This window comes from Geitlerinema sp. CS-897, assembly GCF_028368005.1.
Taxonomy (GTDB): Bacteria; Cyanobacteriota; Cyanobacteriia; order Cyanobacteriales; family Geitlerinemataceae; genus Baaleninema; species Baaleninema simplex.
This window is the reverse complement of record NZ_JAQNCQ010000348.1, coordinates 1-21070: the sequence shown is the minus strand read 5'-3', so window position 1 is coordinate 21070 and position 21070 is coordinate 1. Positions and strand designations below refer to the sequence as shown.

23 protein-coding genes are annotated in these 21070 nt (G+C 50.6%); 8 read left to right on the top strand and 15 right to left on the bottom strand.

Annotated features, from left to right (window positions below):
* Window positions 1-105: 105 nt before the first annotated feature.
* Complete coding sequence (locus POG22_RS22130; protein ID WP_498907151.1) at window positions 106-654, top strand: Uma2 family endonuclease; 549 nt, start codon at window positions 106-108, stop codon at window positions 652-654.
* A 330-nt stretch (window positions 655-984) separates the two neighbouring features.
* The gene (locus POG22_RS22125) at window positions 985-1320 is read left to right on the top strand and encodes a rhodanese-like domain-containing protein (protein ID WP_498907150.1); all 336 of its coding nucleotides are present in this window, start codon (window positions 985-987) and stop codon (window positions 1318-1320) included.
* Window positions 1321-1322: 2 nt separating this feature from the next.
* Here POG22_RS22125 and POG22_RS22120 read toward each other — a convergent pair whose 3' ends face one another.
* Window positions 1323-1751: a DUF4168 domain-containing protein gene (locus POG22_RS22120; protein WP_498907149.1), complete on the bottom strand. Its 429-nt coding sequence runs from the start codon at window positions 1749-1751 to the stop codon at window positions 1323-1325.
* Window positions 1752-1762: 11 nt separating this feature from the next.
* Window positions 1763-2740 (bottom strand): DNA polymerase III subunit delta, encoded by a 978-nt coding sequence (gene holA / locus POG22_RS22115; protein WP_498907148.1) that lies wholly within the window; start codon window positions 2738-2740, stop codon window positions 1763-1765.
* A gap of 191 nt (window positions 2741-2931) precedes the next feature.
* Between holA and POG22_RS22110 the strand changes: the two genes are divergently transcribed.
* Complete coding sequence (locus tag POG22_RS22110) at window positions 2932-3753, top strand: DUF1868 domain-containing protein (RefSeq protein WP_498907147.1); 822 nt, start codon at window positions 2932-2934, stop codon at window positions 3751-3753.
* A gap of 8 nt (window positions 3754-3761) precedes the next feature.
* Here POG22_RS22110 and POG22_RS22105 read toward each other — a convergent pair whose 3' ends face one another.
* Entirely contained in the window at window positions 3762-4553 is a 792-nt protein-coding gene (locus tag POG22_RS22105) for a M48 family metallopeptidase (protein WP_245555363.1), read from the bottom strand.
* A gap of 73 nt (window positions 4554-4626) precedes the next feature.
* Window positions 4627-4785 (bottom strand): hypothetical protein, encoded by a 159-nt coding sequence (locus POG22_RS22100; RefSeq protein ID WP_498907146.1) that lies wholly within the window; start codon window positions 4783-4785, stop codon window positions 4627-4629.
* Window positions 4786-4787: 2 nt separating this feature from the next.
* Between POG22_RS22100 and POG22_RS22095 the strand changes: the two genes are divergently transcribed.
* The 3 genes from POG22_RS22095 to POG22_RS22085 all read left to right on the top strand — a co-directional run bounded on the left by POG22_RS22095 (window position 4788) and on the right by POG22_RS22085 (window position 6721).
* Window positions 4788-5315 carry a DUF4330 domain-containing protein gene (locus POG22_RS22095; RefSeq protein ID WP_498907145.1) on the top strand — a complete coding sequence of 176 codons (528 nt, stop codon included), beginning with the start codon at window positions 4788-4790 and terminating at the stop codon, window positions 5313-5315.
* Window positions 5316-5498: 183 nt separating this feature from the next.
* A complete protein-coding gene (locus POG22_RS22090; RefSeq protein WP_498907144.1) occupies window positions 5499-6059 on the top strand; it encodes an HD domain-containing protein in 561 nt (186 codons plus the stop codon).
* Between the two features lie 92 nt (window positions 6060-6151).
* Window positions 6152-6721, top strand: coding sequence for a Uma2 family endonuclease (locus POG22_RS22085; protein WP_498907143.1), 570 nt, complete (start codon window positions 6152-6154; stop codon window positions 6719-6721).
* A gap of 69 nt (window positions 6722-6790) precedes the next feature.
* Here POG22_RS22085 and POG22_RS22080 read toward each other — a convergent pair whose 3' ends face one another.
* From POG22_RS22080 to POG22_RS22065, 4 genes are read right to left on the bottom strand one after another with little or no spacing between them, the layout of a single operon-like run.
* Window positions 6791-7864 carry an acyltransferase gene (locus POG22_RS22080; protein WP_498907142.1) on the bottom strand — a complete coding sequence of 358 codons (1074 nt, stop codon included), beginning with the start codon at window positions 7862-7864 and terminating at the stop codon, window positions 6791-6793.
* Window positions 7865-7898: 34 nt separating this feature from the next.
* Window positions 7899-8759 carry a sulfotransferase family protein gene (locus POG22_RS22075; RefSeq protein ID WP_498907141.1) on the bottom strand — a complete coding sequence of 287 codons (861 nt, stop codon included), beginning with the start codon at window positions 8757-8759 and terminating at the stop codon, window positions 7899-7901.
* Between the two features lie 52 nt (window positions 8760-8811).
* Window positions 8812-9909 carry a glycosyltransferase family 4 protein gene (locus tag POG22_RS22070; RefSeq protein ID WP_017658987.1) on the bottom strand — a complete coding sequence of 366 codons (1098 nt, stop codon included), beginning with the start codon at window positions 9907-9909 and terminating at the stop codon, window positions 8812-8814.
* A 15-nt stretch (window positions 9910-9924) separates the two neighbouring features.
* Window positions 9925-10995, bottom strand: a complete 1071-nt coding sequence (locus tag POG22_RS22065; RefSeq protein WP_150128612.1) for a hypothetical protein — start codon at window positions 10993-10995, stop codon at window positions 9925-9927.
* A gap of 436 nt (window positions 10996-11431) precedes the next feature.
* Here POG22_RS22065 and POG22_RS22060 point away from each other — a divergent pair, with 436 nt between their 5' ends.
* Window positions 11432-12331 carry a sulfotransferase family protein gene (locus POG22_RS22060; protein ID WP_498907140.1) on the top strand — a complete coding sequence of 300 codons (900 nt, stop codon included), beginning with the start codon at window positions 11432-11434 and terminating at the stop codon, window positions 12329-12331.
* A 212-nt stretch (window positions 12332-12543) separates the two neighbouring features.
* Window positions 12544-13716 carry a glycosyltransferase gene (locus POG22_RS22055; RefSeq protein WP_498907139.1) on the top strand — a complete coding sequence of 391 codons (1173 nt, stop codon included), beginning with the start codon at window positions 12544-12546 and terminating at the stop codon, window positions 13714-13716.
* On the opposite strand, the gene POG22_RS22050 is transcribed toward POG22_RS22055, so the two are convergent.
* From POG22_RS22050 to POG22_RS22020, 7 genes are all read right to left on the bottom strand, one after another.
* Window positions 13683-14819, bottom strand: coding sequence for a glycosyltransferase (locus tag POG22_RS22050; protein ID WP_063717907.1), 1137 nt, complete (start codon window positions 14817-14819; stop codon window positions 13683-13685). The two genes, POG22_RS22055 and POG22_RS22050, sit on opposite strands and share 34 nt — an antisense overlap.
* 133 nt (window positions 14820-14952) lie before the next feature.
* Window positions 14953-16122 carry a glycosyltransferase family 61 protein gene (locus POG22_RS22045; protein WP_498907138.1) on the bottom strand — a complete coding sequence of 390 codons (1170 nt, stop codon included), beginning with the start codon at window positions 16120-16122 and terminating at the stop codon, window positions 14953-14955.
* 137 nt (window positions 16123-16259) lie between these two features.
* Window positions 16260-17171, bottom strand: a complete 912-nt coding sequence (locus POG22_RS22040) for an NAD-dependent epimerase/dehydratase family protein (protein WP_498907137.1) — start codon at window positions 17169-17171, stop codon at window positions 16260-16262.
* Window positions 17168-17716 carry a dTDP-4-dehydrorhamnose 3,5-epimerase gene (gene rfbC, locus POG22_RS22035; protein ID WP_498907152.1) on the bottom strand — a complete coding sequence of 183 codons (549 nt, stop codon included), beginning with the start codon at window positions 17714-17716 and terminating at the stop codon, window positions 17168-17170. The genes POG22_RS22040 and rfbC overlap by 4 nt, the downstream gene beginning before the upstream one ends.
* Window positions 17717-17856: 140 nt before the next feature.
* Window positions 17857-18876, bottom strand: coding sequence for a GDP-mannose 4,6-dehydratase (locus tag POG22_RS22030; RefSeq protein WP_498907136.1), 1020 nt, complete (start codon window positions 18874-18876; stop codon window positions 17857-17859).
* Window positions 18870-19661: a glucose-1-phosphate cytidylyltransferase gene (gene rfbF, locus POG22_RS22025; protein ID WP_017658997.1), complete on the bottom strand. Its 792-nt coding sequence runs from the start codon at window positions 19659-19661 to the stop codon at window positions 18870-18872. Before rfbF ends, POG22_RS22030 begins: the two co-directional genes overlap by 7 nt.
* A 124-nt stretch (window positions 19662-19785) precedes the next feature.
* A partial coding sequence (locus POG22_RS22020; RefSeq protein WP_498907135.1) for a glycosyltransferase family 4 protein occupies window positions 19786-21070 on the bottom strand: 1285 nt, incomplete at its 5' end.

Here is a 21070-nt window from a genome sequence, read left to right as displayed (position 1 = left end):
TTGCTCCCCCTCTCCCTTGCTCCCCCTCTCCCCTGAAGAGTCTCCCCATCCCAAAAAGTTGGGTTAAAATCGGACAAAGCCTTTTTCTGTCTTGACTGCGACGAATTGCTGATGGTTGTTGTTACGCCGAGTTTCCCCCCAATCGAATCTCTCGACGATTGGATGCAACGTCCTCCCGATCGCACGGAATGGGTAGGGGGACAATTGGTCGAGAAAAACGGTATGACGCTCAAACACAGCCGAATTCAAGCGAAACTTGCCACCTATTGGCGGAATTTCGTCGCCACTGAAAACCTCGGGGGTGAAGTTTATACTGAAGTTCCCTGTCGCACGGAAGGACGAGGGCGATCGCCAGATGTGGCCTATTTAACGCCGGAGTTGGTCGATCGCTACGGTGACGAAACAGTCCTTCCTCAAAGTTTTCCCCTCACGGCTGAAATTGTTTCGCCCACGGATTACGCTGAAGATGTGATTTCTAAAGCCTTGGAATATTTGCGAACGAGGGCGTTAGAGGTTTGGTTGGTGTATCCTGAAGTGGCTTGGGTTATGGTCGTGACGGAGGGCGATCGCCAGATTTTCACCTCGGGCAATACCCTCGCGACCCAGGCGGTTTTACCGGGTTTTGAAGTCACGGTTGACGAACTGCTGCGATAATTGAGACTTGGCGATGGGGTAGACTCCGATCGCTATTTTTTGGAGGCGATCGCGTTAAGAATCGCTGACCTAAAAATAGATGACAGATCGTTTCGATATTCTTTAAAATTCAAAAAAAATTATAAATTTTATTTCAAAATATTTCAAGACAATTGACAGATCGATCGCGGGTTTTAATACTAGAAATAGTATTAATTCAAAAAAGCTTGATTCGATTGTCTCGATCCCGCTAAACTCAACGCCTTCAACCTCGAACTGCATTTTTCAAAACATCGTGAAGGTTTGAGTGCGAGACGCTGTCAACCACACAACTCAGTTAGAAGATTGACGATGGTTTCCTCGATAAATGTCGAAAAACTCGCCGAGCGTCTGGCGACGGAGACGAACCCCCTGCAACTGATCGACGTGCGAGAACCCGAAGAAGTGGAAATTGCCGCGATCGACGGCTTTACCAACTTGCCCATGAGTCAAGCCCACGAGTGGATCGTAGAAATTGAAGAGACATTCGATCCCAGGGCAGAAACGATCGTCATGTGTCACCACGGGATTCGCTCGGCTTACGCCTGTCATTGGTTAGAAAGCCGGGGCTTTGCCAAAGTTTTCAACCTGTCCGGTGGGATCGACGCCTACGCGATCGTCGTCGATCGCTCGGTTCCCCGCTACTGAGATTAAACTTGTCCTTGAAGGCGCAACCATTCGTTATTAAACAGTTCCTGAAATTCCTCGTCCCAAGTTTCCGACTCGGGATCGAGGCGATCGAGGGTTTCGTTAAACTGCGAAACGGTAAAATTCGCGTTGCGAACGAGGTCTTCAGCATTTTCACAGTACTCGATAATTTCGCGACGCACCGAGCGAGACAGTCCCTCAACCGTATCTGGGGTGTTGCAGCGAACCGCCGCCAACGCCTCGGGTTCGACTGTCCCTTCTAAGGATTCGTACAACGCTTGACGTTGCGTTTCGAGAGTCTGTAACGTCTCGGCCAACGTCCGTGCGACTTGCGCCTTATCCGTTTCCGCGATGGGAGATTCCCCTCCGCCGCCGCAACCCGACAGCAGCAACAGCGCCAACAGTCCGACTAGCCAACCTTTCCGACTCACGACTCAACCCCCTAACCGCGACAAATTCCGCACAATTCTATCACTTTCATCTGAAGAGTCGCGACGGGGTCGGCGCCTCGTTTGAGCTGGAATTCCAAGGACAACAACACGCCCAGCGTTTGCTGTAACTGTCCGAGTCCGACGCGATCGACCTCTCGACGCAGAAAATAAACTCGCTTGGGATTTCCCACTTCCGCCGCTCGAGCGATCGCCCTTTCGTCTCGTTCTCGACCCTCCACCATTAACTTGACCCAAAGCCACGTCCGAAACTGACCCGTCAGCGTGGCGACGATCCTCAAAGGCGCTTCGTTGCGGGCGACTAACTCCGAGACTAACCCCAAGGCGATATCAGTGCGTCCGTCGAGAATCGCCTTCGCCAGTTGCAAACTATTTTGTGTCGTCGCCGTTACCAACTGTTCCACCGCAGCGGCTGTCACGTTATCTTCCCCCACCCACAAGGACAACTTTTCTAACTCGCCGAACAGTTGGCGGGTATCGTTCCCCACCGCTTCTGCGAGTAACGCGACCGCCTCCTCTGTCAGCGTGACCCCCACTTCTTTCGCTACCTGACGGACGCGCTTTTCCAGTAGATCGGTTTTCCAAGGAGGAATCGCAGAAAACTCCTGAAACTGGGCTACCGTTTTCAACAACTTTGTCGATTTCAGGCGGCTATCGGGTTTCTGTCGCGTCGTCAGCAGCAACACCGACGTTTCGGGAATCGCTTTGAGCGTGCGTTCTAATTCCGCGTGGAGTTCCGCCGAACATTGCTGACACAGGCGAGTATTCTGAAGCCACACGAACCGTCCGCCCCCACCAAAGGGAGGCGTCATCGCCTGATTCAAGCCTTGTTGCGTCGCTTCGGGGCTGTCTGGTGGAATTTTGTCGAAGTTAAACGATCCCCAAGCCGGATCGAGGGTGCGATCGCGTAACGCTGTCACCGCGCGATCGATCGCGAAATCGTCTTCTCCCCAATACACGTAAATTGGCATTTCGATAGTTGATAGTTGATAGGGAACGGGGAATCGGGAACAGGGAACGGGGTTTCAGTCACCAGTCACCAGTCGCCAGTCGCCAGTGAAGACAGTTAACAGATAACTGTTTCTCCCCTTCTCCCTCTCTCCCCCTCTCCCCCTCTCTAATTTCCCCCATCGCTGTCTTTTGTCCCGCGAAATCGCCCATAATGCAGAATATAGAAGGCTTTTGGGAGAAATGTATTTTGGACGATACTTATCAAATTTATCTCGATCGCGTTACAAAGCTCGTGGACACGGAGTCCCAGGCGAAAACGCTCCATCATATTGTCGAATCTCCGAAATTCGCGCCCCGTCCAGAAGGTGGACGACAACCGAAGCCGTTCCCCGGTTATAGCGTCATCACGCCGCCGTGGTGTGACAGTCCTTCGGACAGCGAGTTTTACGAAGTGATTCGCGCCTGTCAGAACCGATTGTGCGATCGCCTCGATCGCGACTTTTTCGTTCCCGTTCCCCCAGATAGCTTCCACTTTACCCTCGCCGACTTAATTTGGGATAGTGCTTACCGAGACGCGATCGCCCAGTTTCCAGAGTTCGACGATCGCTTGCGGGCTTGTATCGGCGCAATTTTCCAACAGACGCAAGACAGCATCAGCAGCGCCCACCCCGTCCGTTGGAAAGTTGTCGGTTTGGCGGTGATGACGCGGGCGATCGCCGCCTGTTTGGTTCCCCTCGACGAAGCCTCTTACGATCGCATCGTGCGTTTGCGTCGCGCTATCTATCAAAACAGCGACTTGATGCGCCTCGGTATCGAACAGCAATATTACTTGACCGCCCACGTGACGCTGGGCTATTTCGGTAACCTGTCCCGCGAAGGCGATCGCACGGCGTTAGCGCCGTTCCTCACCCAGACAGCGAACGACAGGTTCCGAGACGCACCGCCGTTGCAGGTCAAACGGGCCGAACTGCGGAAATTCGAGGATATGACCCGCTACGATCGCGCGCCGAACTTCCCCGTACTCACGTTGTAACAATTTCACTACAGCAGCGGTTGAATCTGACGGCGATAGTACGCTTCGTCTAAGCCGTCTCCTTGCGCCGCCGTTTCGGGGTCGATGCGCTCTCGCAGTCTCACGATGCGATCGCTGGTGTTGGGGTGGGTGCTAAGAAATTCGGGAATCGACGAACGACTCGTCAGATTGTGATAGAAATTCACCATCCCCACGGGAGCGTAACCCGCCGAGCGAACCAGAGACAACCCCACCTCGTCGGCTTCGTACTCGGCGCGACGGCTACTCGGACGGTTAATCGCCAGTTCGTAACCGATTTGGACGAGAACGTTAGGATCGACTCCCGCCGCGTTCAAGACCCCTTGGGCGATCGCCGCTTGTTTCAGGTTATCGAGGACGTGGCGCTCGACGACGTGACCGATTTCGTGGGCGATGACTCCGGCGAGTTCGGCTTCGTTGTCGGCTTCGCGAATTAAACCCGTGTTGAGGTAAACGAAGCCGCCGAGAGTGGCGAAAGCGTTGACGCTATCGTCGCGAACCACTTGGAACGTAAAGGGAAGGTCCGATCGCTCGCTGACGCGGACGAGTCGCTGGCCGATGTCGTTGACGTATTGGTTGACTTGGGAATTCTCGTAAAGGGTGATGTCGTTTTCGAGGAGGCGATCGTTAATTTGTTCGCCGATCGCCACTTCCTGTTCGTCAGACATCGTAGACAGTTGAATCAACTGCACTGCACTCGGAAGGATATCCCAAATCGAAAAGCCCCGTACTGCAAGACTCGAGGTCGTCCAAACCCCCACAGCGGCGAAAACCGACAGCACGAGATAGGAAACGCGACGTTTTAAAAGACGTCTGAGTGGGGAAAACATATCAATCCTGCGAAAAAGAACTTACCTATACTATTTTGACGAACTCAACCGGAAAGAAGTTCGCCGCTCGATCCCGTTCGCCGTACTTTTCGACGGTCTTCAAGGCGATCGCCCCTGCGATCTGCGCTGTCTTCCCCAAATTTGTGATACGCTCTGACCGACAGCGTTTTTTGTAACCCGCCACTGATGAAACTTCTCGATTCTAAAGGTCGCTTGTTCGGTAAAGTCAGCCTCCTCGACGTGGGCGCACTCCTGGTCATCGTCATGGTATTCGTGGGGATTTTTCTCTTCCCAGGAACCTCGGGTTCGGTCGCACAAATCAACACGACGACGAAACCTGTTGAAGTGAGCGTTATCGTGCGCGGGTTGAGCGTTCTCGATCCCGAGGGATTTTTGCAAAATCTGCGAGACGTCGGAAAAACCAATATTATTATCCGCAATCAACCTAGCGGACAGGTGAACGTGAAAACCGTCGAACGTCTTCCTCGGATGTTAGCAATTCCACAACCGGACGGTTCCGTCAAAGAGTTACCCGATCCCCGAGCGGAGGAACTTTATAGTATTAATATGATGCTAACGCTGGGGGGAGACGCTCAGATTACCGATAACGGTGTAGTTTTAGGAGGGAGCAAGTTAAAAATTGGGACGCCGATAGAGTTAGAAGGGAAAAACTACAATTTCAATGGTAGTGTCATCGAGGTCAATACACTGTAAGCCTGACTCGACCTGTTCTCGATCTCGAATTTTACAATTCGATCGACTCTCTAATCTCGAGGGATTGGAGAGATTTTTTTTAGTTAAAGCAACGCTTTATAAAATACTCTAAATTTTAGAGCGTTCGTTTTCAGTTCTCGTTAAACTGGAAACAGGATATCGAACCGAGAAATAAGTCGTTTTATGCAACTGTCTCAACGCTTTACTGATGCTCTGGTTTGGGCGACGGAACTCCACAAAATGCAAGTTCGCAAAGGTTCGGGGGTTCCATACGTCGCGCACGTTCTCGGTGTGGCGAGTTTGGCGTTAGAATACGGCGCAAACGAAGACGAAGCGATCGCCGCCTTACTTCACGACGCGATCGAGGATTGTGGGGGCGCACCCATCGTCATAGAAATTCGCCGCCGCTTTGGGGAGACGGTGACGGACATCGTTGAAGGCTGTACGGACGCCGATACGACCCCCAAACCCCCCTGGAAAACGCGAAAAGAAGCCTATATCGCCAAGATTTTATCGGCGTCTCCGTCGGTTCGTCTGGTGTCGGCGGCGGATAAGTTATACAACGCGCGATCGATTTTGAAAGATTACGCGATCGTTGGCGATGCGATTTGGGAACGGTTTCGCGGTAAAAAAGAGGGGACGTTGTGGTATTACCGTGCGATCGTCGATGCGTTTCATCAAGTGGAAACAACGCCTATCGTCGCGGAACTCGATCGCGTGGTGTCGCAATTACTTCAATTTTAATAAGTCAACGCAGCAGGCTAAAAAAACCGTTGGTGCAGCCATCGGAAGAACGGACAATACACTTGAATAATGAAGAGCGATCGAGGTCAAATATGGAACTCTCAACGATTAAGTGGAGTTTAGAAGATTATCACCAGATAATTCAAACGGGGTTGCTCGACGATCGCTCAGTGGAGTTGCTAGCTGGAGAAATCGTCGAACTGTCGCCAGAAGGTGAACCTCATGCGTTTTTTAGTCGAAACGCCGGTCAATATCTCACTCGATTACTGGGAGATCGCGCCTTGGTGAGTCCCGCTAAACCCATCACGCTTCCCAACCAATCTGAACCGGAACCGGATATTGCTGTTGTCGAACCCCTCGGACGAGAGTATTTGACTCACCATCCTTATCCTGAAAATATCTTCTGGCTGATTGAATATGCCAATACCAGTTTAGAGAAAGATTCAACTGTAAAATATCACATTTATGCTGAGGCAGGAATTCCAGAATATTGGCTGGCAAACCTACAAACTGGGGAGTTAATTGTTTACCGTCAACCCAGTCGGCGCAACTATGGCTCTAAAATGACGTTAAAAGAGGGGGAAATTTCACCGCTTGCTTTTCCCGATCTCACGATTCCCGTTGAAGCGATTATCGGTTACGATCGAATAGTGAGTGGTTGATGTTTGGGGGTAAAATTTCATTAGTTGTGCAAAGTTATTTTTTGATAACAAGACAAGTTTTGGCTCTGACTACACGCCTAAAATATATCTTGAAACGGGTTTAGGCAAAAGTTTTTCAAGTCCGTAAAGAAATCCGATATTCATTGCTAAAATTCCGACAGACAAGATAAGAAACGAGGCAAAAATAGAGTCAGGAAATTGTCGAATTAATTTTTTTGAAAGTAGATCTACGAAAGGAGCGTGAATTAGGTAAATTGCAAAAGCATATCTCGAAAGGGTTTGTAGGGGTTTGAAGGAGCGATCGCACGGTAAACATCCTAAGAAAAATGCAACAGCGTAAATCTGAGAGGGAAATCTTAAAAAGTTACTTGCCCCCTCTCGACTCAATTCCAAATATCGAATAAAATCTCGTTCGATAATGCTTAGCAGTAGCGCGAAGATGGCAATTCCCCAAATCAAAGTTTTGTTAGAAAAAACGAGCGATCGCACGCGTTCGTAATGCTGTCCGATATACCATCCCAAGATAAAGAAAAAGACCCAATCTAGAATCAAGCGATCGCTGAGATAGTGTAGGGGAGGAATTTTATCCAACAACGCACTGTAACGCACGACGGTAAAGCCAAATTGAACAGCAAGGGCAATGGCTAAACCGCTCGTTCCGATAGTTTTAACGTTAATTTTGACGAGTATCCACCATAAAATATAAAATTGTAAAATTAAAATAATAAAATAGTAGACGTAAACACTTTTCCCTAAAATTAAATCGGTAAAAATATGAGATAGCGATCGATCTCGTACCACAAAAATATTGTAAACTTCAAATACAAGCGACCAAAAGATGTAAGGAGGAACGACGCGCAACAATCGTTTTTTGAGGGTTAAATCGGGATTTTTGAAATTGTTGGGAACGTGAGACAACCAAAAACCACTGAGAATAATAAACGCGGGAACGCAAAACCGTTGCATTTGGTTAATTCCCAACAGCACTAAATCGGCGATCGATCCCCGTTCGACCTCCGGTAAAAATGCCCCCGTGGTATGAATGAGAACGACACCGAGAATTGCCAAGCTACGAATAAAATCGAACTCGGGTAAACGAGTGCGAAACTCCGAAATAGGAGCGTTTGAAACTGTGGCTTTCATAATGTCGGTCTCAAGATATCCCGTAACTGGAAAACTAAGAGGTATATCCGAACTGTTGGTTTAATTGTCGAACCTCTTCCATATTTGCATAAGCCTCGAGAACCTTGGGGCTGAAGTTTTGACGGTCTTTCATGGTTTTTGCGTCGATCGCCGTTCCTAACGCTCGGTGTTGTCGAGCTTCGTGAGCTTTGACGCCTTTTCCACTGGTTCCCCACAAATTCATTTTGTCATCGGCGTGTTCGAAGCGTCCGTAATCGAGCATTTCGACTTCAAACTCGTATCCCAAAAATTCCACGAGATCTCGAACGGTGGTTTTGGGAGTTTCGACGATATCTTCGTAACGAACGGTATAGGTTCGCTCGTCGTCGAGGCGATCGAGTAGGCGCAAAACAGCAGTATTGTAGTCGTACCAAATCGACAAGCCTCGCTCGGGATTGTTACGAAACCACTCGCTCATGGCGATCGCTCGCGCGTCTCGCACCAAATGAACGAATTTCGCATTCGGAAAGTCGTCGCCGATCGCCTCAAAAAACAGCGATTGTCGCGGTTCTTTCACCGCCAAGCAGTCACTTCCTTCTTTCTCAACGATGCGACGGAACAGGCGTCGGGGGTCGAGTTTGGCTAAAAGCGGTTTGACATTGTAATAGTGACAAATTTGTCGGTATTTGTTGTGAACGATCTTCTCTTTTTTATCGCCGCGAAAATAACGCGGAATCGCCAACTCGCAGGGGGACGCGATTTGCGAGTGGGAATCGAGAACGCGCATGAGCATCGTCGAACCGCTGCGCGGCGCACATCCGATAAAAGCGACGTTCTGCACGTTGGGGTAGTAGCGATCGTCACCGCGTCGGAGAATTTGCAAGGCTGTCCAATAGGTTTTCAGCCAGTCGAACATGACAATACACTCCTGGGATCGTGTGGGTAGGACTGGGTCGAACTTGCGAGTTTTAAACGACCTGCTGGTAAACCTCAAAGGTTTGCTCGGCCGTTTTGTTCCAATTAAACTGTTTGGCGCGATCGAATCCTCGTTCGATGAGTCGATCGCGGTGCGCCGAACTGTCTAACACCGACAACATCGCCTCGGCTAAATCCTCGATCGCATGGGGGTCGAACTGAATTCCGCCATCTCCGACGACTTCGGGAATGCTGGCTCGGTTCGAGGCGATGACGGGCGTTCCACAGGCCATGGCTTCGAGGGGAGGAATTCCGAATCCTTCGTACTCTGAGGGATAGACGAACGCCACGCTACAGCGATAGAGTTTGGCTAAATGGCGATCGTCGGGGTTTTTCAGGGTTTGTAGGTGGTTTTGCAGTCCCAGTTCGTCGATCTGTTTCTGCTCGAAGTCGCGAAACGGATCGCCGACAGCCAGCAGCATCGCCTCGGGATAGCGAGAGACGACTTTCGATAACGCTTCGAGTAGGCGATCGAAGTTTTTATAATTGGGATTGCGCGACCCCACGTACAGGAAATAGGGTCGTTCGGGAACCGATTCTTCGCCGTAAGACGCCTCGATCGCGAGTTCGGACGCTTCGTACACGACGGTAATTTTCTCTTCAGGAACTCCCGAGAGTTCGATGAGGTCTTTTTTCGTGTTTTCCGAGACGCAAATTACGGCGTCGGCGATATCTACCGATCGCTTTTTCGTTCGCGCGATCTGACCGCTGCGATCCATGCGATCGGCGAACAGTTCGTGAATCATGTCGTGAACTGTGACGACCAGCGGACGCCGGTAAGCGGTCATATCCTTCCCGGTTAGCATCCAGTAGTACGTCGGGTGCATCACATCGAAGGATTCTGAAGAGGTCACCGCCTCGAAATAATTCCGTTCCAACCATTCGATCGCGCGTCGGGGTCGGCCGTCGCGAAAGGGAAACGCGTGAGTTTTGAGGTGCGGATGCTGCGGATACACGATATCGCGGCTGCGATAGGCGGTGAGAATCGGTGTCAGACTCGCGGGAAGTCGCGAAATGAGGTTGTTGAAATAGCGGTTGATTCCGCCGAATTTTTGCAGTTTGTAAATGACACCGTCGTACAATACGCGCATCGCTCTCACCACCTCTTAGGAAACCTCTAGCAACGGTTGTAGCTTACCGGCCACTCGGTCTTTATCGAAGTGTCCGTCGTCGTTGACTTCCACCCAATCGCTTTCGTCGAGACCGTACATATGAAAGTGAGGGTGGTAGAGTTTTAAGTTGTACGAGAGAAATCCGGCCCAGTCGGAAAAGGCACTGTGACCGGTCACGAGAATGTCGCAGACGGTCATTTGATGGAACGTCGTCATGGCGGCTTCGGCCAGGTGAAACTCGACTGAGTTTCCGTAAGACTCGCTTTCAAACTCGCGGACGAGTTCGTTCATTTCTGCGTCAGAGCCTAAGGAATAGATGTGAAACCGATGGCGGCGATCGCCTAACAATTCGTTGAGTTGGCGCGTAATGGTTTGATAGAAACTCGTGGGAAGAAAGCGCTGGTTTTCTACTGAGGCGTCTTCGCGGCGGATGTGAACCCCGATCTCGATGGTGTCGCGATCGAAATTGGCGACTTTATAGGGATGGGGACGCGCGTGATATTTCTGACGCAGCTTGCGGACGACGTTATCGTAAACGGATTTCTCGACTTTACCCTCTCGCGCCCACTGTAACACTTGGTAGAGTAAGACGCGCACGGCTTTTTGAAAACAGTAGACCGTGGGGCGATCGCGACGCTCGACATCGGCGAACACTCGTTCTAAATACTCAAACGGTACGCCACTCCAATAGGGCTTTCGCCACTGGCGAATTTTACGAACTGGCGATCGCTTCAACCAGCGGCGGCCGCGAGTTTCTAAACTCTCGATACTGTCGAACCAACTGAGAACAGGTCGCGAGAACGTTCGCACGCCGAGCAACGGCGAACACGAGATTAAATCTAAATCTAATCGATCGGCTTTGGATGACTCGATAAAATCCGAGAAGTTCTGCTCGTTTTCTCCGAATCCGAAAAAGGCTTCCCACCGGTCGTCTAAAAGGGGGCTGTGTAAATACTCGAGATGGTACAATTCAGCTAATATAAATCCGGTGATGAGGTCGTCTAATTTATGTCCGACCCGAAAGCCAGAATTGGGAATGGCGGTGACGTATTTTATTGAAGGCACCGTAAACGTCCTGAATCAGATGACGATAAGATTTTATTGATTATGGCATGCAACCTCTGATAACGGCAATATTTTTTGACTTTACTTTATCAAAAATTTATATTGCTCGAGGCAAAATCGAGCGATTCTCGATCTGTTTTAAGTTTGAGAATTTACTTCACCCCCTTAACTCGTTTGTGGAACTCGACAAACTTGAGATCGTAAGTTAAGCTCGGAGTTTGTTTGGCTAAAACATCGAGCAAAACGGCTGTATTTATCGAAAATCCATTCAATCTATTTTCGTGAAACTTTAAATTGAATGAGTCGATCGATACAATAGATCCGGGCTTGTAACGAGCGTTCTTCCTAGCGATCGCTCGCAATATGGTCGATTAGTAATTTGTTTTTGTCAGCAATTCCAAACAAGGTTGTCCGATCGCAACTTCCCCAAAATCCCATGTCAAACCCTCGTCCGAACCTCTTTATTATCGGTGCGATGAAAGCAGGAACCACGTCCCTGCACCACTACATCAACACCCATCCCGAAGCGTTCATGTGCGAACCGAAAGAACCCTGTTATTTCGTCGCCCCCGACCAACTCCATTGGGAAAACATAAAAAAGTTAGAATTGTGGAAAGACGAAAACCGCTATCTCGACTTGTTTCGAGAGGCGGGAAAAGCGAAAATTATCGGGGAATCCAGTACCTTATACGCCAAAGCGCCCCACATCACCGGAATTCCCGAACGAATTGCAAAATTTAATTCAGAGGCTCGGTTTATCTACGTTTTACGCGATCCCATTCCTCGAACCATCAGTCACTACTGGCACGAGATTCGCCAGGGGAACGAGTTTTGCGATATCCTCAGTGCGATTAAAGAAAATCCCCTCTATCGAGATGTCAGTCACTACAGCGCACAACTGAAGCGGTATTACGAATATTTCGATCGCGATCGCCTGCTCGTTCTCAGCTTTGAAGAAATGACCCAAACCCCCACCACGGTAATTCGTCAAGTGTTCGAGTGGTTGGGAATCAACGCAGATTTCGTCCCCCCCAACATCGATCGCAAAATCCACGTTACCCCACAAAAGTTTCCCCGCAAAGACGCCCTATTTCGCCTGCGGTATCGCTGGCCGTTCCGTCAGATCGCCGACGCCTTACCCAAATCCGTTCGCAACGCCGGAAAACAAGTCGCCGTCAAAGAATTCTCTCAAGAGATCGACCCAGACGTTCGCCAAGCCACCGTCGACTACCTACGTCCGATCCAACAGGAACAAACCCGCGAACTCACCCAACTCCTCGGACGGGAATTTCCCGAATGGAAGCAGTTGTGGGGATCAGGAGATGGGGAGTCGTAGGGTGCGTGACTTGAAAAACAGGGTGTAAATCCTTAGACCTATAAATCGTCACGCACCGCCAACATACACCGCCCACATACAAGGGTGCGTGACTTGAAAATCGGGTGTCGATCGTGAGACCGATCGCTCTGTCACACACCGCCAATGTACTCCCTGGCTCCCCCTCTCCCCCTCTCCCCCTCTCCCTGGCTCCCTCGATCCTCATCAAAAAAATGAACGTTCTCAGTATCCACAACGCCTATAAAATTCGTGGTGGCGAAGACGAATCGCGTCAAGCTGAAGAACGCTTGCTGCGAGAACGCGGACACCACGTCGAAGTTTACGAAGAACACAACGATCGCGTCGATACCTTGTCCCGATTCCAAGTCGCCGCAAAAACCCTGTGGTCGCGGGAAGCCTATCGGGACGTGACCGACAGACTGATCGCTCGTCCCTGCGACGTAGTTCATATCCAAAACTTCTTCCCCCTCATTTCCCCCTCCGTCCACTACGCCGCCAAGGATTTGGGAATTCCGGTGGTTCAAACTCTGCGAAACTACCGCCTCCTCTGTCCCAACGGCTTATTTTTCCGCGACGGACGAGTCTGTGAAGACTGCTTGGGGAAAGCGATTCCCTATCCGGGGGTGGTTCACCGCTGCTATCGCGAGTCCCTAGCCGCCAGCGGGATGACGGCGACGATGTTGGTGGTTCACCGACTGCTGAAGACTTGGAAAACTCGAGTGAATGCGTTTGTGACGTTGACGGAATTCGCCCGTCAGAAGTTTATCGAAGGGGGATTTCCGGGGGAGAACATCCACGTGAAACCGAATTTCGTCGATCCCGATCCCGGTATGGGAAGCGGAAGCGGTGGATATGCGGTGTTCGTGGGGCGGTTGTCCGTGGAAAAGGGTCTCGATACGCTATTGGCGGCGTGGGAAAAACTCAACGGGGCGATTCCGTTGAAAATTATCGGAGATGGAACCCTATCGTCGCAGGTGGAGGCGGCGATCGCTCGAATTCCTAACGTTACCTGGTTGGGGCGTCGTCCCATGACGGAAGTGTACGACATCATTGGCGAGGCCAGGTTTTTGGTGTTTCCCTCGAAGTGGTACGAAACCTTCGGACGAGTGGCTGTCGAAGCCTTTGCGAAGGGAACGCCAGTTATCGCAGCGAACATCGGGGCGATCGCGGAATTGGTCGAAGACGGACGGACGGGGTTACACTTTCAACCGGGAAACGCGGAGGATTTGGCGGCGACAGTCGAACGAGCGATCGCCCATCCCGAGTTGTTACGAGAAATGCGTCCGGTGGTTCGCCGGGAGTACGAGAATAAATATACTGCTGACGCCAACTATCAACGATTGATGGAGATTTACGAGTTGGCTCGTTCCAATACCGTCTCGTAAACCGTTTCTAATACGCGAGTTTGGCGATCGCGATCGAAGCTTTGACACACCCACTCTCGCCCTTTTTCACTAAAACTTTGCCATAATTCAGGGTGTTGAAGTAGCTTGACAATGTATTTCGCCAAGCCGGAGCGATCGTGTTCGGGAACCAAAAACCCCGTTTCCTCATGTAACACCGCCTCGGGAATTCCCGCGTGAAGCGTCGCCACTACCGGAAGACTCATCGCTTGGGCTTCTAAAACCACGTTGGGAAGCCCTTCCGTGTCGCCGTCTGCGGCGGTAACGCTGGGCGTCGCCAAAACTCGCGATCGATTCATCCAGGCTTTCACCTCCGACTGCGGCTGAACCCCGAGAAACTCGTAATTTTTCAAAGAGTCTTTCGCCTGACGTTCCAACGTTTCCCGTAAAACGCCATCTCCAATGACGACGAGTTTCGCCTCTGGCGTTTCAGTTTGAACCCTCGCCATCGCCGCAATTAAATCCTCGAGTCCTTTTTTCTCCGTCAGTCGCCCCACAAACAACACCACCGACTCTCGCGGAACCTGAAAATCCGCTTGAAACTGGTTCGTATCGACACCGTGATAGTGGGGGCGAATTTTGGCTTCGGGAAATCCCTGTTCCACGAGTTTCTGTTTGATAAATTTCGATACGGTAAGAAACAGCGTCGTTTCCCGTTTCAACGCTTCCCGACGTTGAAAGTAAATCCAATGATTGAGAGATACATATTGACTGGTTTCCGGGGTAATCGTCGCATCCGCCCCGCGATAGTGAACCAGCAAAGGAATCTTGAGTTTGCGAATCCAGGGAAGAACCAACACGCCGCTGAGTCCGAATTGGGCGTGAAGTAATACCGGATTGAGTCGTTCGATTTGTTGGTAAAAGTTCGGGGCGAATCCCGTGAGTTTGAACGTGGCTTCGGCGAGTTTACCGAGAGAAGTTCCAGAATTGAGGACTAGGGTGCGATCGCTCGGAAGTTCCAACCCCGGAACCCGACGAGAACCCACATAATAGGGCGTAAAGTTTTGCAGTTTTTCCCCTTGCGCCCGGATAAAGGTTTGCGATGGAGGAAGTAACAGACTACTGAAGAAAATAACGTTTTTCATGAGAATTTACCTGTAGTCTTGTATTTGGGCGGTGTACGTTGGCGGTGCGTGACGATTTATTAGCCTCACGATCGACACTCTATTTTTCAGTCACGCACCCTACAAATCATCACCTTATTACCCCATCATCCCCCTACCCGTGCCATTTTTTCAAAATCTCCACCACCGCCGGAACATCGACACTGAAATTTTCCCGGTTGTTAGCTTTATTGGAACAAACAAACTCAAACGGATGTCCGAGAGCCTTCGCCAAATAGTAGTAATAGGTTTGCATCTTTGCCATAACCTGCAACTCTAAAACGTTGACTTTCGGCGAAAAAAGAATATGCGTAATTCCGCCACCATAAGCGCCCACCACCGTTTCCGCATCGTAAAATAGCTCGATTTTCTCTTCGAGGCTGTAATCTTCGAGAACGTACTTTTCAAACCCGAACTTTTGCAGTTCGCCGAACAGTTCCTCTTCGTTGAGAATGTGGCGTTTTTTCAATCCCGAAGCAGATTTCGATCGAGAAATATAAATTCGCTTGTTTTGTTGGGAGGGGCGATCGGGAAGACAGGTTTCTCGTAGTTTTTGAATGTACGATTGCGGTAAATATCCCGAGCCGAACTGTGTGAGAAATGTCGGTAAAATTAGTTTTTCTAAACGGTACAAACGCCCTGGCTCGATCTTGACCAACTTCGCGTTTTCGGGTATAATTCTAGGAACGATAATTTCTTCGGCTTCCGCTGTCGGATCGGCGTAGAGAACCTTGATTTCGTCAATCTTTCGATACGCCGGTTCGTTGAGGAGAAAACAGCGAGGCACTAAATCGATAAACTTGTGATAGTAGCCGTTTGGAAGCCCTTGATAAATGCTCGTATAGCCGGGAATGGTTTCCACAGGCTGCTCGAAAAACTTCCGTTTGAGAAAGGATTGATTTAAAAACGCGCCCCAAACCGTAATTTTATCCATGTTCGGATACATAGATTCGGCGAAGATTTTGCGAGATTGGGTCATGACGAGACCGTTTCCCGGCTCGAACAGCACGTCTTCGACGACGGAACTGTAAATGTCGTGGGTGGTGTAGCTTTCTCCTTCTAGATATTTAAAGGGATCGTCAAAGGGCGGCATTTTTTTGACTTCCGGTGTGGGAACGGTTTCTTTAGGAAGTCGATAGATAGGACGATCTTTTCCGTATTCCTTTTCGACGGTGGTTTTGTCTAATAAAAAGGCAATTGACGGCGAGAGGACGAACTGACTGTAAAGGGGGCGAATGGCGGGTTTGATGGCGTTTATCGCAGTTTCAAAGGGAGAAGTTTGCATAGTTTAGAGGGGGAGAGGGGGAGAAGGGAAGAGAGGGAGCTTGTAGGGTGTGTGACGCGGCCGACAAATGTTTTTGTATTGACTATACACTGGAATTTTCCGCGTCACGCACCGACTCAAAATCTGATTTTTTAGGGTTATGTTTGGGGTCGTTCGTACAGTTTTTCGCAGAATTCATCGATGAAGTCGGCGATGTGACGTTGGGGTTGGAAAAATTCGTCGATACGATCGCTCGTGTAGTGGAATTCGGCTTCGGTGGGTTCGCCGTCGGGAATTACGAGATCGATCGCTTCGCCACATCGGGTTCGCATGGCGTGTTCTACCAACTGGGCGAGTTGGCGAATGCTGATGGTGTCGGGGCCCGGAACGTGCAGTAACGACACGCGATCGAGGTGGTCTACGGTCGATCGAATGGTTTCACAAATATCCCACACCGAAATAAAATTGCGTTTTTGATAGCCGGGCGATCGCAACACGATTTTTTTCAGTTCCACCGCCTCCCGACAAAACCCCAGAGGCGTCAGCGTCCAACGGTTACAGGCGTCGATATCCGCCGGAATTCCGAAAAAGTTACTCGGACGCAACACCAACCCCTGAATTTTCCCCTGTCGCCGATACAGTTGCACGTACTCTTCCGCTTGTAAATGCGTCAAACCGTAATCGTTGAGGGGAAGCGGCGTCGTGGTTTCGTCGATGACTCCTTTCGGGCGTCCGAAAACGTGAAACGTCGAGAGATAGACGAATTTGGGGATGTCGTTGTTGACGCAGAACTCCAACGCCGCCCGAGTTCCCGCCACGTTACGCCAGAGACTGCGATAGGGCTGTTCGCGACAGGTGACGTCGTGGGCGGCGGCGGCGTGGACGAACAAATCCACGGGCGTCTCGAGGGTTTGTTGGGCGAAAGCTTGGGGGCGATCGAGATCGATCGCCACGTCCGCCCCCGGTTTCCGCGTCGCCGTCAACACCCGCCAACCGTTGGCTGCAAAATCCCGACAGGCGATCCCACCGAAATAGCCGTTCGCCCCTGAAATTAAAACTGTTTTCGTCATGACTCGAACCGGAACGGACTTTCAAACTCAGCCAACGGTTTCCATTGCTGGTCTTTCGCCGACACGATGGGCTGTTCCGCCACCCAGGGAATCCCCGCCGAATTCCATAAAATTCCCTCTTCATGTTCCGGGGCGTACACCGAAGACACCTGATACATCACCAACGCCATTTCGCTGACGATGTAAAACCCGTGGGCTAACCCCGAGGGAGCATAGACGGCGTTTCCTTTATCCGGCGTCAGGGTAAACAGGGCGTGTTCGCCGTAAGTGGGCGACCCTACTCGCAAATCTACCACCACATCGAGGATTTCCCCCTCCGCACAATGGACGAGTTTCGCGTGATCTTTCGGGGGAATTTGGAAATGGAGACCCCGCAAGACGTTTTGCTGAGAGACAGAATAGTAGGATTCGGCGAAGTGCGTCGCGAGACCGAACTCTCGATAGACTTCTTCGTGGAAGGTTTTGACGAACCGACCGCGATCGTCTTTAAACACCTTCACATCGATTTCATAGCAACCTGGAATTTTCGTTTCTCGACAGTTCATCATCGTGATTGACCCGTAGCAGTTTCTTCACCCTTATCTCGCCCGTTCGTCGTCCGATCGCACATTAGATTGAGGGAACCGAACTCTAACAGAATTCAGGTTAAATTTAGGAGCGTTAAGTTTCCTTGCGTCAACCTAACCTACAGTTGTCCCGATTCAGACACCGTGACGATCGAAGGGGTTTTCTCCTCCAGGAAATGGGTGTACCAATCGATAGTTTCCAACAACGCCTCATCTAAGGTATATTTCGGCAACCAATTCAGTAACTTCCGGGCTTTCTCCGCCGAAAGATACTGATGCTTAATCTCGTTCTTCGCTTGATTCAAGATAATCGGTTCCAAATGGGGCTTACCCATCAACTTCAAAATCTTCCGAACCAAATCGATGACCGGAATTTGTAACTCGTTGCTGAAATTAAACGCCTCCCCCCAAATCTCTTCCCGTTCCATCTGTTCGGCGAGGTGGAGATACGCCAAAACCCCATCTTTCACGTAAAAATAATCGCGAATAAAGGTTCCGTCGCTGCGAATTTGAACGGGTTTATCTCGAAGGGTCGATCGAATCGTATCGGGGACAATGCGATTGAAATTCAAATCGCCGCCGCCGTAAAAGTTACCGCAGCGAGTCACACACACGGGCAGTCCGTAACTGACATAATAGGTGCGGCTAATTAAATCCGCACAGCTTTTCGAGACATCGTAAGGGTGTTCTCCTTGTAACGGCGTGGTTTCGTCGTAAGGTAATTCCTCTTGGTCGCCGTAAGCTTTGTCACTGGAGGCGACGACGATCCGACTGACTCCCCCCACGCGGCGACAGGCTTCTAATAGGTTCCAAGTCCCTTTAATATTCGCCTCAAACGTTCCCAAGGGTTCGCGGTTTGCAACCCCTACAATGGTCTGGGCGGCTAAATGAAAAACCGTATCGATTTCATGTTCGTTAATCGCCCGTTCCAACACGGACAAATCTTCCAAACAGCCGTAAACCGTGGTGATTTTCTGCGAAAGTCCTTCCGAGAACAACCGCGACTGAGGTACCCAATCGCGCACTAATCCCACCACGTTCGCCCCTCGGCTGACGAGTTCCTGAGTCATCCAACTACCCAGAAGCCCCGTACATCCGGTGACAAACACCGATCGATCTTGCCAAAAATTGTTTACCATACCTTCCACTTCGCTTGTCCCGCATTGTACAGGTCGCTCAAAAATTGCAGTTCCCGGTAAGTATCCATACACTGCCAGAAACCGTCGTGTTTGTAGACAGCAAGTTCGCCGAGGGCTGCCAAGGTTTTCAGGGGTTGCGCTTCAAAAACCGTCGAATCGCCGTCGATTAAATCTAATACCTTGCGGCTGAGAACGAAGTAACCGCCGTTAATCCATCCGGCACTGGTTTGGGGCTTTTCTTGAAAGTACGTCACCAGGTTATCTTCAATGACGAGTTCTCCAAAACGAGAGGGGGGGCGAACCGTTGTGATGGTGGCGAGTTTTCCGTGGCTTTTGTGATACTCGAGGAGGTTGTTAATGTTGACATCGCAAACCCCATCGCCGTAGGTTCCCAAGAGGAGATCGGCACCCATGCTATCCAAGTACGGGGCGAGGCGTTTGAGGCGTCCCCCGGTCATGGTTTCCTGTCCAGTATCGATCAGCCAAACTTTCCAATCTTCTTCGGTGTGTCCGTTGTCGAGTTTGGTGATATTTTTACTTCCCAACTCGAGCAGAACGTTGCTGTAGAGAATGTCGTAATTTAAAAAATACTCCCGAATCATTTCACCTTTATACCCCAAGCAAAGTATGAAGTTATTAAAGCCGTAATGGGAGTAAATTTTCATGATGTGCCAGATCATGGGACGGTTGCCAACCGTGACCATAGGCTTCGGACGAAATTCGGTTTCTTCTTTGAGGCGCGTTCCTTTTCCACCGCAAAGAATGGCGACAGGAATGTTAGACATAGAAATTAATGGGTGAAGTCAACGTTTTAGAGAGCGTGTTTTGGGTAAATTTGTTACGATATTAAGCGAAATAATTCATAGTGTCCAGTGTCGATTTAAAACTTCGTAAAAACTTTTAAAAACTTTATGGAATTCCTTTCGTGAGAGAGCTGGAAGAGACGGGTTCTCTACAGTTACATAACCTTTCATAGAGATCTTTAAAAAACCGACTTTTTACCGACCAGCGGTAGTGTTGGCGGATGCGGTTTCGGCCGCCATCGCTGAGACGCTGCCAGCAGTCGCGATCGCCAGCCACTTCGGCCATCGCTTCGGCTAACTGAGAGATTGCCGTATCCGGATCGGACGCCGACACTTTAAATCCGGTGTCTTCAGTAACTTGAACCGCCGGGCCGCCTAAGTCCAGACACAACACCGGACGGCCGGCGGCCATGGCTTCGACGCAGACTAACGCCCCGGAATCGTGCAAACTGGGGTGAACTAACGCCGTGCAGGTTCCGAGGATTTGTAAGGTGTCCTCACGGGAGCGTTTACCCAGGAATTTGACTCGGTGGGAAATTCCCAATTCGGCGGCGAGGCGTTGCAGGCGATCGCCCTCTTTTCCGTCCCCCACTAGCCAAAATTCCGCATTTTCCGGCAAATCAGCTTTTGCAAAGGCACGTAAGCCCAAATCGAACCCCTTCCAATGCAGAAACCGCCCGATACTAAGAAATAGGGCAGGTTGCGGCGGGTCTTGAGCGCAATTTTCGAGGGTCGCGATCTCCTCCTCAGAGAGTCCCAACTGAGACAACACGCGCACGTCGGGGGCGTTCAGGCGTTGGAGACAGGCGGCGGTGTCGTCGGTGGTAGCGAAGGCGATCGCACTGCGTCGGGCGGTTAAACTAACAAAGGGATCGATCGCCCCGAGACGTTGCGCCCCGTTTCGCAGCAGTTCGTAAACTTTGCCCCGCGTACCGAACTCCCGCCAGAAGGCTTGTGGTGTCATTTCCCCACCACCGACAGGGCCCCAAATAAAGGGAATTGGCAACAACGCCAAAAAACTGGGACTCCAATATTTCACGTAAGTCACGTGATGCACCACGTCGAAGCGATGAGTTTCGTGTAAATCGCGACCGACGAAATAGGCGACAATTTGCCACAGATAATAGTGGAGTTGTACCAATCGCTGACCCCGGTTGAGTCTCTGAAACCACTCGGGTAAATCGCAGTACACCACGTGCAACCCCGGAATCGGCGTCTTTTGCAGTTCCTCTTCAATGCGAGGGCGGTTGTTTTCCCGCGTCAGCAGCCAAATTTCGTGAAACTGCGCCAATTCCTTGGCTAAATTCCAACTAATCCCCGGTTCGGACCCTAAGCCGGGACGACAGGCGTAGGCAGACAGGAGGATGTGGAGAGGGGGAGAGGGGGAGAGG